The following is a 15,828-nucleotide window of genomic DNA, read 5'->3' as shown; positions in this document are numbered from 1 at the left end:
TTTGTTCTTGCAAGGTCTAATTTTGGCTTTTATTTATTAAGCAGCTAACGCCTTTTCTGGCTCCACTACTGAAGAGCGAATCAGGTAATCAAAAGCGCCTAATGCAGCCTTCGCACCCTCACCCATAGCAATGATAATTTGCTTATATGGTACGGTGGTGCAGTCACCAGCAGCAAATACACCAGGCATTGAGGTTTCGCCTTTGTTATCAACGATCACTTCACCATGTTTTGATAACTCGATAGTGCCTTTGAGCCAATCGGTGTTCGGCAATAAACCAATTTGCACGAAGATGCCGTCAAGCTCAAGAGTGTGCTCAGAATGATCTGTGCGGTCTTGATACCGCAAGCTACTCACCTTCGTTCCATCACCCAACACTTCTTTGGTGAGTGCGCTCTTGATGATTGTGACATTAGGCAGGCTATTGAGCTTAGTTTGCAATACTGCATCGGCCCGTAATTTGCTATCAAACTCAATTAAGGTCACGTGACTCACAATGCCTGCCAAGTCAATAGCTGCCTCAACACCCGAGTTACCACCACCAATCACTGCAACACGCTTTCCTTTGAACAAGGGGCCATCACAATGTGGGCAGTAGGCTACGCCCTTATTGCGATACTCTTGCTCGCCAGGAACATTCATTTCTCTCCAGCGTGCACCAGTACTCAGAATCACAGATTTACTCTTGAGCACTGCACCATTGACTAACTCAATTTCGATTCCATCATCTGTCTTGCGCAATGCATTGGCGCGTTGCAAGTTCATGATGTCCACTTCATAGCTTTTGACGTGTTGCTCAAGGGCTTGAACCAATTTAGGCCCCTGGGTTTCTTGAACAGAAATGAAGTTCTCGATACCCATGGTGTCCATAACTTGACCACCAAAGCGCTCTGCAACAATGCCGGTGCGGATGCCTTTGCGGGCTGCATAGATTGCAGCAGCTGAGCCAGCAGGCCCGCCACCAACAATCAACATATCAAAGTTATCTTTGGCATTAAGCTTAGCCGCATCCTTTTGCGGGCTATTGGTATCGAGTTTTGCAACCAATTCTTCTACGGTCATGCGTCCTTGGCCAAAGGCTTCGCCATTCAGAATCACGGTAGGCACCGCCATAATTTTGTATTGGTCTACCAGGCCCTGGAAGAGGGCGCCATCAATCATTTCATGTTCGATATTGGGGTTGATAGCAGCCATCAGGTTCAATGCTTGCACTACATCGGGGCAGTTATGGCATGACAAAGATATAAAGGTCTGAAAATGCAGCTTGCCCTCAATTCCGCGAATCCGCTCGATGATGTCTTGCTCTACTTTTGGTGGGTAACCGCTAGATTGCAAAATCGCCAAGATAAACGAGGTCATTTCATGACCCATTGGCAGGCCAGAGAATGCAATGCGAGTGGCTTCTCCAGGTTTGCCAACAGTAAAGCTGGGAACGTTCTTTGATTGGCCCTCAGTTGATACCGTAATGTTGTCTGATTGTTCGGCCACTTCATTTAGGAGCTCGAGCATCTGCGCGGAGCTTTCACTAGCATCTAATGTGGCTGTTAAAACGATCGGGCTAACCATTTTCTCAAAGTAAGTCTTGAGTTGAGTTTTGATATTGGTATCTAACATGATGTTTCCTTAGTAAATTTTTTAGTGAGTCTATTGGGCAGGATCTGATCCTCTCCAATAGACTCTCCGAAGAGAGTCTGATTGGTAAAAGAAAAGTTTCCTATTAGATCTTGCCTACGAGGTCTAAAGATGGAGTCAATGTGGCTGCGCCTTCTTTCCACTTAGCTGGGCAAACTTCACCTGGGTGAGCGGCTGTGTACTGAGCAGCTTTAAGCTTGCGCAGAGTTTCGCTAACGTCACGAGCGATTTCGTTGGAGTGAATTTCAGCGGTCTTGATGATGCCTTCTGGATTGATAATGAAGGTACCGCGCAATGCCAAGCCAGCCTCTGGAATATGCACACCAAATGCGTTTGTCAAAGTATGTGTTGGGTCACCTACCAATGGAAATTTTGCTTTTCCTACAGCTGGTGATGTCTCGTGCCAAACCTTGTGTGAGAAATGAGTATCGGTTGTTACGATATACACTTCAGCACCCATCTTTTGGAATTCAGCATAGTTTTCAGCTGCATCTTCAATTTCAGTAGGGCAGTTGAAGGTAAATGCCGCTGGCATGAAAATCAGCACAGACCATTTGCCTTTGAGGCTTTCGTCGGTGATGGTAACGAACTTACCGTTGTGAAAAGCTTCAGTTTTGAACGGTTGTACTGCGGTATTAATAATGGACATGGTGTTCCTTTCAGGGGTTGAAAAAATTAACAACTGGACGAATTATGGGCCTCTTGCATAGATCATTCAAATGAATTAAAATGATGTTATTAATCGATTTAATAGATAACAGAAAAGGCTCAATATGGCTGCATTGCCCACCATAAAGCAATTACGTTACTTAATCGCACTTAGCGAGACATTAAGCTTCACTAAAGCTGCAGAAAGCTGCTTTGTTGGTCAATCCACCCTCAGCGCAGGCCTAAAAGAGCTAGAAGACACTCTGGGCGTTCAATTAGTGGAGAGGGATAAGCACTCTGTTTCGGTAACCCCGATTGGGCGTGGGGTGGTGGAGCGCGCCCAACGTTTGATCGTGCAGGCAGATGATTTGGTTGACTTTGTAGAGGGTTCAGCTGGATCCATGGTGGGTGTCATTAAGTTAGGCGTGATTCCGACGATTGCACCATTTTTGTTGCCAACATTATTGCCTAAGATGCGTGAGCAATTTCCTAAGCTCAAGGTTGTCCTGAGAGAGGACATGTCAGCCAATCTGATGGAGAAGTTAAATCGTCATGAATTAGACTTCGCGTTGATTGCTCTACCTTACGACACAGATGGCTTTCTCACTAAAGAATTATTTGATGATGAGTTCTGGGTTGTTGGTGGCAAGGATGATCCTGCGCTTAAAAATAAAGAGGTGCAGTTAACTAGTAAATTAACTGATCGCATTTTGTTACTGGAAGAAGGTAACTGCTTGCGTGATCATACGATCAAAGCATGTAAGAGAAGTTCAGCTGCTAATCATTATGGAATTGAGGCAACCAGCCTGCTCACTCTAGTGCAAATGGTGGAGTCTGATTTAGGTATTGCGCTGCTGCCAGAGATGGCAGTGAAGTCTGGTTTGTTGAAACAAACAAACCTCATAGCTAAACCCTTGGCTGCGCCAGCTCCTAAAAGAAGAATTGCTTTAGTGGCCAGACCATCGACTGCCAGGATTGAGGAATTTAACGCCTTGGTAAAGGTGATGAAGGTCTAAAAGTAAAAGCCACTCGAGAGTGGCTTTTGAATTACTGGTGGGTCGGGCGAGATTCGAACTCGCGACCAACGGATTAAAAGTCCGCTGCTCTACCGACTGAGCTACCGACCCGGTAAAACGAAGATTATAGCAAGAAGTTTATGGGTGTTCCTGGGGTATGGGTCGTCTGCCCGTGAGCCCTTGTACTTACAAGTACGTTATGAGTTGAGCCGCCTGGCTACTGGTGGGTTTTTAGAAAAATACTCCTTAATTCCTCTCAAAATAGCCTCTGCAATTCGATCCTGATAGCCATCATCGTTTAATCTGGCCTCCTCTTGAGGGTTGCTGATAAAGGCAGTCTCTACCAGGATCGAAGGAATGTCTGGAGCCTTTAAAACAGCAAAGCTGGCTTGCTCTACCTTGCCTTTATGAAGGGGCGCAAATCCCCCAATTTGCTTCAGAATGGACTGACCTACTTGCATCGAGTCTTTAATTTGAGCTGTTGTGGACATGTCCAGAAGTAAGTTCGCTACTTGCCGATCTTGGGTCTTGATATTGATGCCGCCGATAAGATCTGAAGCATTTTCTTTATTCGCCATCCAACGTGCCATTGAGCTACTTGCCCCCATTTGGGAAAGTGCAAATACAGAAGCCCCTTTAGCCCTAGATTCAATAAACGCATCCGCATGAATCGATACAAATAGATCTGCCTCCACTTTCCTGGCTTTTTGTACTCGTACATGCAGTGGTACAAAGTAATCACCATCTCTAGTGAGGTAGGGACGCATATAGGTTTCGCCCTCAATCTTTTCCTTAAGTCTTCTCGCAATGGAAAGCACGACATTCTTTTCTCGAGATCCTGCAGCGCCTATAGCACCCGGATCTTCACCGCCATGGCCAGGATCAATGGCAATTGTGATTAATCGTTTGTATTTAGCAGATGCTGGCACATCTTTTGTTTCCGGGATCGCTTGGGCTACTGGATTTTTTGGGGCTTCCTTTTCTTTCTTAGTTGCAAATTGTGCAATCAAATCAATTTCTTCATTTGCTTTTTCAAGGGCGCTCTCTTTTTTGGCGCTACTTCTTACTAAAGCCATTAAAGGATCAAGTGGAGTGGTAGGGTATAGATCAAAGACCATGCGGTAGTTGTATTCACCGACGGGATCAAGCGTGAAGAGTTGCGGCTTGATCGGTTCTTTTAAGTCAAATACCAAGCGCACAATGCCTGGCTGAAATTGCCCCACCCGGATCTGCGATACATAAGGATCATTTGGTTTTACTTTGGCAACCAAGTCTTTCAGAGTAGGGTTCAGTTCTAAACCTTGGACATCCACCACCAAGCGATCTGGGTTGGTCAGGATTTGCTGGGTAATCGGTAATGGAGTATCTGACTCTAAAGTAATGCGGGTGTAATCCTCTGAGGGCCAAATACGTACACCTAAGATTTTGGCGCCCCAAGCGATATCTACCTCAGTAAGCAATAGAGCAAAGCTCAAGAACTTGGCTGAGGTCTTGAGATGCTGTCTTCGAGAGTGGTTTACTTTTTTGCCACTCATGTATCTATTGGGCGCTGCTTTATATCAACCACTATTTTTTTGCCTTGCTCAGAAAGTGCATTTAATTCAATGCTACGTTCATTTTCTTGTAAGCCAGCTGTCAGCAAAATCTGAATATCAAAAGCGGGAAGGGTGCCCTCTGCTTTTTCTGGCCACTCGATTAAGCAAAATCCCGGCACATCAAAATACTCTGCAAATCCTGCCTCTTGCCACTCTAGTGGATCACGCATTCTGTAGAGATCAAAGTGATGGGCAGTAAAGGTTTGTTGATTGCTTTGGAGTTCGTAGGGTTCGCACAAGGTGTAAGTGGGGCTCTTCACTTTGCCCCCATAACCGAGCCCCTGAATCAAATGCCTAGCAAAAGTCGTTTTTCCTGCACCTAAATCACCTTCTAGGGAAATGTTGATATGCGCCTCTGGGGTTAGTCCCATCCAGTGCGCCAAGCTGGCAGCGAGATGCTTAGCTAGGGATGCAGTTTCTGCTTCCTGCCTACAATATTGCTTAAATGTTGCTTTGGGAGATGCCTGAGGCGTCTGATTTCCAGTCATTACCCTAGTTTATTCAATTATTGCGCTACATTCTGTATTGCCCATGCCTTTATCTGCCAACCCCTCTTCCTTAGATCAGCAAAAGCTTCGAGCTTGGTTGGGGGAGCAGGCTGAGATCTTTGGTTTTGACGATTTGCGGATTACTGACACCCATTTAGGTATTGCAAGTGAGCGCTTGCAAGAATGGCTAGCAGAAGGGCGTCATGGTCATATGGAGTATATGCAGCGCCATGCAGACTTGCGCTCCAATCCCCAATTATTAGTTCCCGGCACAGCGCGCGTGATTTGTGTCTCGATGAATTATCTGCCTCCCGAAAGCAATTTTGATGCCGAATGGAATCGGTTAGAAGATCCATCTCAAGCAATAGTCTCCATGTACGCCCGTGGGCGCGATTATCACAAAGTACTTCGCAATCGTTTGCAAGATTTTGCCAAAGCGATTGAAGAAAAAATTGGCGCCTTTGGGTATCGCGTATTTACTGATTCAGCACCATTAATGGAGGTGGAGCTCGCTCGCAAAGCAGGTTTGGGCTGGCGCGGTAAACACACACTACTACTGAACCGAGAATCTGGCTCTACTTTTTTCTTGGGCGAGATCTTAGTAGACGTGCCGCTGCCCATTGATGAAGAGCAGGCAGAGCATTGTGGTACTTGCCAATCTTGTATTGATGTCTGTCCTACCCAAGCCATTACCGCACCTTACCAATTAGATGCCCGTCGTTGTATCTCTTACTTAACCATTGAAAACCCTGAAGCAATACCAGCAGAGTTCAGAAGTGCGATGGGTAATCGAATTTATGGTTGCGATGATTGCCAGTTGATCTGCCCCTGGAATAAATTTGCCAAGCGTACCCAGTTGCCAGACTTTGCGCAGCGTCATGGCTTAGGGCAAGCAAGTTTGTTGCATCTTTGGTCTTGGACTGAAGCTGAGTTTGAGCAACGCCATGAAGGCAGTGCGATTCGGAGAATTGGCTATAGTCGTTGGCGTCGGAATCTAGCAGTGGCTATGGGTAATGCACTGGCTAGCCCTAAGACTGGTATTGCTGACAAAGAGTCAATTCGTTATGCCTTGAGTGGGGCTTTAAGTACTGCCGATGGCTTGGTAGCTGAGCATATTGAGTGGGCCCTAAGGGCTGACTAACGGCTTACAATTGAGTCATGTCATCATCCGACCAACCCTATATTGATCCAAGTGAAATAGCGCTAGAGGGTTCAGCGGCTGAGCGCTTTCAGAGTCGTGAAGATGCATTTTGGACTGGTATACGAGATGCGGCTGGCGCCCCAGCAATGGTACTTTTTGCTGGCATGGTGGGTTTTGGTGCAATGGGTAAAACCAATGGCTTTGATGTTTGGTTCACCACCTTTACTTCCTTGTTCATGTTTGCCTTGCCAGGGCAGGTGGTCTTGCTGGAGATGGCAATTACGGGTTCATCAGTTATCGCCATTGCTTTAGCGGTGACATTAACTTCTACCCGTTTCATCACGATGACGGTGACACTCTTTCCGCAGTTTCATCACAAAGACCGTAATCGCAGCTTATATGCTTCGGTGCATTTATTGGCGATGACTGCATGGGCAATCTCGATGCGTGAGTTTCATTCTATCGAAACTAAACATCGCTTAAGTTATTTTGTGGGCCTGGGTTTAATTTGCTGGCTGATTTCTGTGCCAGGAACTATCTTGGGGTTTTACCTTGCGGGCATGGTACCTCCAGCAATCACCTTAGGTCTCGTTTTTATTAACCCCCTTTTCTTTTTGCTAACCTTTACAGAAGTCAATCCTTGGATCAATCGTATTGCCTTAATGTTAGGTTGTATCTTTGGTCCGATTTTCTTCATCGTCGACCGTGATACTAGCCTGCTCACATCAGGTCTTGTGGCCGGAACAATTGCTTACTTTATTGACCGTAAGTTCTTGCGTAAAAAAGCAGGGATTATTGGGTGATGAGTGCGATGGACACCATGGCTAACGCACTCTCTGGCTGGGGTTTATGGATTGCCTTGGTAGGTGCTTGCCTTGGCACCTACTTCTGTCGCGCAATTGGCGTACTACTTTCGAATAGCATTAATCAAGACAGCGAACTGTTTCGTTGGATCGCTGCTGTTACCTATGCGATGGTTGCGGCTTTAACAGTGCGACTCATCGTTATGCCCTTGGGCTTGATGGCAACAGTACCCTTGTGGATACGTATTCTGATTTGCGCTTTAAGTATTGGTGTAATGGTGTCTAAACCAAGCAAGCGATTGGTTCCAGCTTTATTGACTGGAACCTTGCTAATGGTGGGTTATGGCGTTATTCGCTAAGTCCTCTTTAACTTGAACTAGAGATGCGCTGCTAGGATTCTAGCAATATGCACAGCTTCTCTTTGTGTGCCATCCGCAATTTGATGGCGACAACTTGTACCATCAGCTACTACCCAACTATCTGGTGATTTACGGATGGTAGGCAATAAACTAGTTTCAGCCATTTGTTTAGATACTTTAATATGCTCTGCTTCGTAACCAAAACTACCCGCCATACCGCAGCAAGAAGATTCAATGAGCCTGGGCTCTGCTTTAGGAATCAGTTTGAGTAGTTCCATGGCTGGGGTAACTGCTGCAAAAGACTTCTGATGGCAGTGACCATGAAAGAGCACGGACTTACTAGCTTCTTTGAGGTTGAGTTTCAGTGTTCCTGCTTTAGCTTCACCCGCTAAAAACTCTTCCAAGAGTTGAGCTTGTTTAGAAACGCAGATGGCCTTGTCGCCGAAGCCCATGACCAAGGCTTCATCCTTGAGTGTAAAGAGGCATGAGGGCTCTAGACCAATAATTGGAATGTTCTTGTCTGCATAAGGCGCAAGATGATCAATAAGCTCACTCAGCGTCTCTTTGGCTTTGTCAACCATGCCAGCTGCAAGATAGGTTCTGCCACAGCAAAACTCTTTTGAACAAATATTTGTATTTACTGCTTGTTTGTCTCTATTGTTTTGGCTCTTATTGGGTATGTGCACACGGTAACCTGCAGCTTGGAGAACTTTCAGTGCGGCGATGAGATTTTCATCTTCAAAATAGGCATTAAAAGTATCAGCCAGCAAGACCACGCCTTTGCCATTAGTGCTTTGGGCTAATTCTTCGGGCGAGAATTGATAGCCTTGTGCTGTTTGCTGGTTCCAGAAAGTCTTACTCTTCCAGATCGGTAAACTTCTTTGCGCAGAGATACCCATAATCCACTCTTGTAGCTTTGCTACTGGCGCAACGTGATTGCGTAGGTTTAGCAGTGCTGGTAGGAGAGGAATATTGCTAATAGTAGGAGCATATTTAGGCAAGTAAGCTACTGCCAAGTCCCGCAGGGAGTGACCAACCCGTTTCTTGTAAGCCGATAAGAACTCAATCTTCATCTTGGCCATATCTACGCCAGTAGGGCACTCACGACGGCAGGCTTTGCAACTCACGCAAAGCTCCATGACTTCTTTGATGGCATCACTAGCTAGCGGGGATGAATCGATCGTTGATCCACTCTTAATATCGAGTTGATTAGAAAGCGCCAGACGTAATGTATTGGCTCGTCCTCTAGTGAGGTGTTTCTCATCACGGGTCACGCGATAGCTTGGGCACATTACTTCAGCGTCAAACTTGCGGCAGTGACCATTGTTATTGCACATCTCCACTGCTTTTGCTAAACCCATAGCCGGATCACCGCCAGTACCAGGGGTTGTAGTTTCTTCTGTAACGGGGTCATTTTGCACATTCCAAGCAGACCAATCTAATGCAGGCTGTAATGGAATGACCTTGTAATTGGGTGGAAACCTAAAATTGATGGGGTCATCCATCCTCGGCGGATTAACGATCTTGCCGGGGTTAAATAATCCTTTGGGATCAAAAGCGTGCTTGATTTCCGAGAGGGCTTCAGTGATTTTGGGGCCAAATTGCCAGGAGATCCACTCACCACGACATAGGCCATCACCATGCTCGCCGCTATAAGCACCTTTGTACTTGCGTACTAACTCTGAGGCCTCTTCTGCTACAGCACGCATCTTTTGGGCGCCATCTCTGCGCATATCCAAAATGGGGCGCACATGCAAAGTGCCCACTGAGGCATGGGCATACCAAGTACCTCTTGATCCATGCTTGGAAAACACCTCTGTCAATGCTTGAGTGTAATCAGCCAAACTCTCCAGCGGCACAGCGCAGTCCTCAATAAAGCTTACTGGCTTGCCATCCCCTTTAAGGCTCATCATGATATTGAGACCTGCTTTACGCACTTCCCACAAATTCTTTTGCAAGGATGCGTCGGGCATTGGCACTACTGAGCCTGGTAAAACCAAGTCACTCATGAGCTCTTGCAGAGCTTTAAGCTTATCTAGTAGTGGGGCGTGCGCCTCACCAGAAAACTCCACCAAGAGAATTGCTTCTGGTGTTTGGGCGGTGTGATCAATGAGCGCAGTCTCAATCGTTTTCTTAAAGCTAGGATTGCTGCGCGCTAAATCAATCATGGTGCGATCAACTAGCTCAACTGCGGTAGGTCCAAGTTTGACAATGTGCTGAGCGCTATCCATGGCTTTATAAAAGCTCGCAAAGTTCACAATACCCAGTACTTTGTGTTGTGGCAATGGCGCTAATTTAAGCTGAAGAGATTTGAAGTAGGCTAGCGTGCCTTCGCTACCTACCAAGAGGTGCGCTAAATTAACACTGCCATCTTGGGTATAAGGTAATTCGCTTTGGGGATGAAAGATGTCGAGGTTGTAACCTGCAACACGTCGCAAGACTTTCGGAAAGCGCGCTTCAATCTCGGGCTGCAGTGTATTGGCTAAGTCTTTGACAAAGCCGCCGAGTTCTTTGGCAACGCCAGAGCTATTTGCGTAGTTCCCAAATTCACCAACTCTGCCATCTGCTAGCCAAGCTTTAATACCCAATACGTTATGAACCATATTGCCGTAAGCAATCGAGCGGCTGCCGCAAGAGTTATTGCCCGCCATGCCACCAATGGTTGCTTGCCCAGCAGTGGAAACGTCTACCGGATACCAAAGACCGTGTTGCTTGAGTGAGCCATTCAGGTGATCAAGCACGATACCTGGCTCAACTTCCACATAGCCTTTATCGAGATTGAGATCAAGAACATTTCTGAAGTATTGAGTGTTATCGATGACTAATGCTGCGCCAGTGGTTTGACCACACTGACTGGTACCGCCGCCACGGGGAAGAACGGGTACACCAAGCTCTGCCGCAATCTGAATGGCGCTCGCAATATCTTGCGCAGTCTTCGGCACAAATACAGCAACTGGCATAGCTTGATAAATAGAAGCGTCGGTAGCGTAACGACCACGACTTGCGCTATCGGTCATCACATCACCCGAGGTTTCTTGGCGTAAGCGTTTGGCTAGCTTTACCTGATCCACCATCAGCTCTTTAAGGTCAAGAGGTTTATTCATTTGACTGTCTCTGCTAGTTTGGATTCAGCTTTGAGTAACTGCACTACAACATCACGTTTATTTTGTACGTGCTGAATCATGATCTTCCGCATGCGACCGCTGTCTCTGGCTTTGAGGGCGTCAAGCATCTCTTGGTGTTCTTCAACCGCTTTTTCCCATTTAACACCATCTTGATTTGATCTAAAGCGCAGAGCTTCAATTTGCGCGTTCACTTGCGAGAACAGTTTGGCTAGTACGGGATTATTAGCTGCTTGATTAATTAAATGATGAATGCGCAGATTGAGTTTGTAATAAGAAGATAAATCACGTCGCGCATACGAAGCCATCATTTCATATTGGAGCGCTTCTAATTCAGAGAGGGCGGTATCGCTAATATTATTGGCGGCCAACTCGCCAGAAAAACCCTCCAGGTCGGCAATGACATTAAAGGTGTGAATGACATCAGTAATGCTGAGTTGCACAGCAATTGCGCCTCGATTGGCAATGAGTTCTACCAAACCATCAGCAGCTAAGCGACGGATCGCCTCGCGAATGGGGGTGCGAGAAACATTCAGGCTTTCGGCAAGTTCTCGTTCATTGAGTTTGCTGCCAGGGGCAATCTTGCCCTCTACCAACAGCAATCTGAGCTTTTGGAAGATAGCTTCATGTAAGTTCTGCGAATTAGGCTGTTCTATAACTGCCATACTGTAGCTCCCCGAGCTCTAAATTTGTATACAAAAACATTAATAAGCCATGATAAAGCATAAATATAGGCTTTAAACGCTAATTAAAGGGTTTATTTTAAGATTTTATAAAAATATTTTGTATACAAAATAGATAATTGGCAAAAATTGTCTTACACTAGCTAAATTATTCAACCTAAAACCAGCGAGACAAAATATGCTCAAACTCGATAACCACGCATCTGGACGCCATTTCTTACATATTCCTGGCCCAAGCCCAGTCCCCCCACGCGTTTTGCGTGCAATTAGCTATCAAACGATCGACCATCGTGGCCCTGAGTTTGGTCAGTTTGGTTTAAAGGTTCTTGATGGCATTAAAAAGATTTTTAAGACCGAGCACCCGGTCATTATTTATTCCGCTTCTGGAACCGGTTCTTGGGAGGGTGCTTTAGTAAACGTACTGAACCCTGGTGATAAGGTGCTCTTTTATGAGACTGGCCAGTTTGCGAATTTATGGCGTGCACTTGGCAAGCGTCTTGGCCTTGATGTTGAGGTGGTGGGTAAGACTGGACAAGACTCTTGGCGTTGGGGTGTAGATGCTTCGGTAATTGAAGAGCGTTTGCGCAAAGATACTGGGCACGAAATTAAAGCGGTTTGCGTCGTGCACAACGAAACTTCTACAGGCGTTACTTCAAATATTGCTAACGTTCGTAAAGCAATTGATTCTTTAAAGCACCCAGCTTTGTTGTTGGTCGATAGTGTGTCTGGCTTAGGTTCTGCAGATTATGAGCATGATCAGTGGGGCGCTGACGTGACTATCTCTGGCTCGCAAAAAGGTTTGATGTTGCCGCCCGGTATTGGCTTTAATGCTTTATCACCTAGAGCAATTGAGGTTAGCAAGGCCAACAAAATGCCGAAAGCATATTGGGCTTGGGATGAAATCCTCGAATCAAATAAAACGGGTTTTTGGCCAACCACCCCAAGTACTAATCTGATGTATGGCTTGCATGAAGCCATGGATATGATGATGGCTGAGGGTCTCGATACCATTTTTGCACGTCACCAACGTTTGGCTGCGGCCTGCCGTGAAGCTGTGAAAGCATGGGGCTTAGAGGTTCAGTGCCAAGACACCGATTGCTATTCTCCTGTGCTCACTTGTATCGCTACACCTGACGGAATGGATGCCGATGTACTACGTAAACATGCTTTAGAAAAGTTCAATCTTTCTTTAGGTACCGGTCTTGGCAAGATCAAAGGGAAGGCATTCCGCATTGGCCATTTGGGTGACTGCAATGAACTAAATCTCATGGCTGCCTTAAGTGGCGTAGAGATGAGCTTAGGTTCTATGGGCTTTAAACCGAAGGCAAGCGGGGTAGTTGCGGCTCAAGAGTTCCTTAAATAAGAAGTACTTAGGGCAAGTTAGCGCAAATGAGGATGGGTGGAGCTGGGTTCTTCAGGGTTAATCTGGCTACACCCCTTATAATTCAAGTACTTATATAGAAGTGCATTAATTAGACACAACATATTCGAGACAGAAAGATTAAACATGTTAGCTACCAAACCATACTTAACTCAAGCTGATGCGCAAAAGATTTTGGACGCCGCAAACCAATATGCTGCTGAAAATAATTTGGCAGTCACGATTGCCGTTTGTGATGATGGTGGTCATATGTTGGGCTTAATACGCCGTGATGGTTGTGCTCCTGTATCTGCTTATATTGCGCAAGAAAAGGCACGCACTGCAGCAATGGGTAAACGCGAGAGCCGTGTTTACGAAGAAATTATTAACAATGGCCGCACCTCTTTTTTATCTGCCCCACATATTTCAGGCATGTTAGAGGGTGGGGTCAATATCGATGTAAATGGATTTACCATCGGCGCAGTCGGCGTTTCCGGCGTTAAATCGACCGAGGATGCCGCCACTGCTAAGGCCGGCATTGCGGCCATCTTATAAGTTTTCTTTTGACGAATACTGCTACTGAAATAATTTCCTCCACAGGGGCTGACGATACAGTCGCCCCTAACGTTACTCTCGATGCCCCTCCAGCAACAATTACTTTTGCCGATTTTGGTTTAGATCCAAAGATTCAAAAGGCAGTACTTGAGCAGGGATACACCACCCCAACTCCGATTCAAGCGCAATCGATTCCGCATGTTTTAGCGGGAAGTGACTTGATGGGTGCTGCACAAACGGGGACTGGTAAAACAGCCGCCTTTGTATTGCCAATCATTCAAAAGATTTTGCGTCATGCTAGTAGTAGTGCTTCACCGGCCCGTCATCCAATTCGCGCCTTGGTGCTCACCCCAACCAGAGAATTGGCGGTGCAGGTGGCGGAGAATGCTGCAAATTACTCGAAGCATACTGATTTGCGTGCCGCTGTTGTCTACGGTGGCGTGGATATGAAAGAGCAAGTTGCGATTTTGCGTAATGGTGTTGAGATTTTGATTGCAACACCAGGGCGCTTGCTTGACCACATTGGCTCAAAAGTTGCCAATTTGTCTCAGGTAGAAATTTTAGTGCTGGACGAGGCTGACCGCATGCTAGATATGGGTTTTTTGCCAGATCTACAGCGCATCATTAATTTGATTCCAGCGCAAAGACAGACTTTGTTGTTCTCAGCAACCTTTTCGCCAGAAATTAAAAAGTTGGCACAAAGCTATTTGCGAACTCCGGTCACCGTAGAGGTAGCGCGTCAGAATGCTGCTGCTGATACGGTCAAGCAAGTGATTCATATGGTGGCTTCTGCTGATAAGCAGCGTGCCATTGTGAAAGTTTTAGAAGCCCGTACACGCCAAGGTTTATCGCGTCAATGCATCATCTTCACCAATAGTCGTTTGGGCTGTGCCAAGCTATCCCGTGCGCTTGAGCGAGATGGCATCAAAGCGGGCGCGATTCACGGTGATAAGAGTCAAGGTGAACGTACTCTGACATTAGATGCATTTAAGTCTGGTGCTATCGAAGCTTTAGTGGCAACCGATGTTGCGGCCCGTGGTTTAGATATTCCGGACATGCCTTGTGTAATCAATCACGAATTACCATATAACGCAGAAGACTTTATTCATCGTATTGGCCGTACAGGTCGCGCTGGTAGTACAGGCGATGCGATTGCTTTAGTGGATGCCAGTGAAAAGCGCTTACTTGACGATATCGAAAAATTGATGAAGCGTAAGCTCGATATCAAACCTTTGCCAGAGGGGGCTCCTTCACAAAGCAGGCCATCTTCAAGTGGACATTCATCTAGCAGTACACCAGCAAAAATGTCAGACCCATTTTTTTACAAACCTTACGAACCAACTGCTGTCCCTCAATCCGCTGAGAGCGCAAAACCTGAGCAGAAAAAAGTGGGGATTACTCCAGCTAAGCCAGCTGTCGGTGCTTTGCTGGGCGGATTCAAAAAGAAATAAAGTGGTAACTGTATTTGGAAGGCTAATCAGCTTTCCAAGCATGAGTGGCTGCTAAGAGCCACTCTGCAATGCTGACATTTTTACCATCAGGCAAATTTTTCAATCCTAAATGCTTTGCTGCTTTGCGTAATTCCGCAAGAGAATGCTGTCCATCTTCAGTATTAATCTGCGCTGCTAAAGTTTGCTTGCTTAATTTCTCGCCATGTTCATCGAGTACCAAGGGAAGATGCAGGTATTGCGGTGTTGAATACCCCAATACTTTTTGCAAATGAATTTGCCTTGCAGTGTTGCTGAGTAAATCTTCGCCTCGCACTATATGGGTAATCCCCTGCTGCGCATCATCCACGACCACTGCAAGCTGATAGGTATATAGACCATCGTTTCTACGTAGAACAAAATCACCTATTTGCTTATTGAGGTCTTGGCTTTGATGGCCAAGTGCTAAATCCTCAAACTCAATGTGGCAATCTCGCGGGAGGGCAAGTCGCCAAGCAGCTCCGGTGTTGAATAATTCTGGCGAATTGCTTTCCAGCAGATTTGGTCTGCAAGTTCCTGGGTAGACCATTTCTTGGTTGCGGGGGGTTTGGATACCCAACCTTGCCAGGCTAGTGGCAATCGTTTGCCTAGAGCAGCAGCAGGGAAAGACTAATTTCAACTGATTTAGCCGCCCTAAAGCGCTCTGGTAGAGCTCTTGACGCTTGGATTGGTGGGTTAACTCTTCGTCCCAAGAAAGGCCGCAGGCAAGTAGTTGTGCCTGTATTTGCTGGTCTGCCCCCGGGATGCATCTGGGAGTGTCTAAATCCTCCATTCTGAGTAGCCACTTACCCCCATTTTTGCGGGCATCTAACCAGCTTCCAAGGGCAGCAACTAGTGAACCGGCATGGAGTGGACCAGTGGGCGAGGGGGCAAATCGCCCGCGGTAGCCGTCGGCTGGGGATGAGGGGTTTTTGAAGGTGGACACAGCTAAAATCATCT

Annotated in this window: 14 protein-coding genes and 1 tRNA gene; 7 read left to right on the top strand and 8 right to left on the bottom strand. The window is 46.4% G+C overall.

Annotation, left to right across the window (positions count from 1 at the left end; all coding sequences use genetic code 11):
* Nucleotides 1–36: 36 nt before the first annotated feature.
* Both ahpF and ahpC read right to left on the bottom strand, forming a co-directional pair.
* Nucleotides 37–1,614, bottom strand: coding sequence for an alkyl hydroperoxide reductase subunit F (gene ahpF / locus AOC07_RS06815; protein WP_215357239.1), 1,578 nt, complete (start codon nucleotides 1,612–1,614; stop codon nucleotides 37–39).
* A gap of 103 nt (nucleotides 1,615–1,717) precedes the next feature.
* Nucleotides 1,718–2,281 (bottom strand): alkyl hydroperoxide reductase subunit C, encoded by a 564-nt coding sequence (gene ahpC, locus AOC07_RS06810; protein ID WP_215292546.1) that lies wholly within the window; start codon nucleotides 2,279–2,281, stop codon nucleotides 1,718–1,720.
* A 124-nt stretch (nucleotides 2,282–2,405) separates the two neighbouring features.
* Between ahpC and AOC07_RS06805 the strand changes: the two genes are divergently transcribed.
* Entirely contained in the window at nucleotides 2,406–3,296 is an 891-nt protein-coding gene (locus AOC07_RS06805; RefSeq protein ID WP_215292544.1) for a hydrogen peroxide-inducible genes activator, read from the top strand.
* 35 nt (nucleotides 3,297–3,331) lie between these two features.
* Here AOC07_RS06805 and AOC07_RS06800 read toward each other — a convergent pair.
* The 3 genes from AOC07_RS06800 to tsaE form a co-directional block, all read right to left on the bottom strand.
* Nucleotides 3,332–3,407: transfer RNA gene (locus tag AOC07_RS06800), tRNA-Lys, on the bottom strand.
* A gap of 86 nt (nucleotides 3,408–3,493) precedes the next feature.
* Complete coding sequence (locus AOC07_RS06795) at nucleotides 3,494–4,831, bottom strand: N-acetylmuramoyl-L-alanine amidase (RefSeq protein WP_215357237.1); 1,338 nt, start codon at nucleotides 4,829–4,831, stop codon at nucleotides 3,494–3,496.
* A complete protein-coding gene (tsaE, locus tag AOC07_RS06790; RefSeq protein ID WP_215357235.1) occupies nucleotides 4,828–5,379 on the bottom strand; it encodes a tRNA (adenosine(37)-N6)-threonylcarbamoyltransferase complex ATPase subunit type 1 TsaE in 552 nt (183 codons plus the stop codon). The genes AOC07_RS06795 and tsaE overlap by 4 nt, the downstream gene beginning before the upstream one ends.
* 43 nt (nucleotides 5,380–5,422) lie before the next feature.
* Here tsaE and queG point away from each other — a divergent pair, with 43 nt between their 5' ends.
* Genes queG through AOC07_RS06775 form a run of 3 tightly spaced genes read left to right on the top strand, consistent with a single transcriptional unit; the run spans nucleotide 5,423 to nucleotide 7,682 of the window.
* On the top strand, nucleotides 5,423–6,520 hold the full coding sequence (queG, locus tag AOC07_RS06785) for a tRNA epoxyqueuosine(34) reductase QueG (protein WP_215357233.1): 1,098 nt from the start codon (nucleotides 5,423–5,425) through the stop codon (nucleotides 6,518–6,520).
* Between the two features lie 17 nt (nucleotides 6,521–6,537).
* Nucleotides 6,538–7,323 carry an AzlC family ABC transporter permease gene (locus tag AOC07_RS06780; RefSeq protein WP_215357231.1) on the top strand — a complete coding sequence of 262 codons (786 nt, stop codon included), beginning with the start codon at nucleotides 6,538–6,540 and terminating at the stop codon, nucleotides 7,321–7,323.
* Nucleotides 7,323–7,682 carry an AzlD domain-containing protein gene (locus AOC07_RS06775; RefSeq protein WP_215292528.1) on the top strand — a complete coding sequence of 120 codons (360 nt, stop codon included), beginning with the start codon at nucleotides 7,323–7,325 and terminating at the stop codon, nucleotides 7,680–7,682. Before AOC07_RS06780 ends, AOC07_RS06775 begins: the two co-directional genes overlap by 1 nt.
* 17 nt (nucleotides 7,683–7,699) lie before the next feature.
* Here AOC07_RS06775 and AOC07_RS06770 read toward each other — a convergent pair whose 3' ends face one another.
* Both AOC07_RS06770 and AOC07_RS06765 read right to left on the bottom strand, forming a co-directional pair.
* A complete protein-coding gene (locus tag AOC07_RS06770; RefSeq protein WP_215357229.1) occupies nucleotides 7,700–10,786 on the bottom strand; it encodes an FAD-binding and (Fe-S)-binding domain-containing protein in 3,087 nt (1,028 codons plus the stop codon).
* Nucleotides 10,783–11,469: a GntR family transcriptional regulator gene (locus tag AOC07_RS06765; protein ID WP_215357227.1), complete on the bottom strand. Its 687-nt coding sequence runs from the start codon at nucleotides 11,467–11,469 to the stop codon at nucleotides 10,783–10,785. Before AOC07_RS06765 ends, AOC07_RS06770 begins: the two co-directional genes overlap by 4 nt.
* A gap of 196 nt (nucleotides 11,470–11,665) precedes the next feature.
* On the opposite strand from AOC07_RS06765, the gene AOC07_RS06760 reads away from it, so the two are divergent.
* From AOC07_RS06760 to AOC07_RS06750, 3 genes are all read left to right on the top strand, one after another.
* The gene (locus AOC07_RS06760) at nucleotides 11,666–12,850 is read left to right on the top strand and encodes an alanine--glyoxylate aminotransferase family protein (RefSeq protein WP_215292522.1); all 1,185 of its coding nucleotides are present in this window, start codon (nucleotides 11,666–11,668) and stop codon (nucleotides 12,848–12,850) included.
* 144 nt (nucleotides 12,851–12,994) lie between these two features.
* On the top strand, nucleotides 12,995–13,402 hold the full coding sequence (locus tag AOC07_RS06755) for a heme-binding protein (RefSeq protein WP_215292520.1): 408 nt from the start codon (nucleotides 12,995–12,997) through the stop codon (nucleotides 13,400–13,402).
* Between the two features lie 8 nt (nucleotides 13,403–13,410).
* Complete coding sequence (locus AOC07_RS06750) at nucleotides 13,411–14,853, top strand: DEAD/DEAH box helicase (RefSeq protein ID WP_215357226.1); 1,443 nt, start codon at nucleotides 13,411–13,413, stop codon at nucleotides 14,851–14,853.
* Between the two features lie 22 nt (nucleotides 14,854–14,875).
* Here the strand turns inward: AOC07_RS06750 and gluQRS are convergent, their stop codons facing one another.
* Entirely contained in the window at nucleotides 14,876–15,826 is a 951-nt protein-coding gene (gluQRS, locus tag AOC07_RS06745) for a tRNA glutamyl-Q(34) synthetase GluQRS (protein ID WP_215357225.1), read from the bottom strand.
* Nucleotides 15,827–15,828: the final 2 nt, after the last annotated feature.

It is taken from the genome of Polynucleobacter sp. UB-Raua-W9 (genome assembly GCF_018687435.1).
GTDB lineage: Bacteria > Pseudomonadota > Gammaproteobacteria > Burkholderiales > Burkholderiaceae > Polynucleobacter.
Note: the sequence above shows the minus strand (reverse complement) of the source record. Positions and strands in the feature narration are given on the sequence as shown.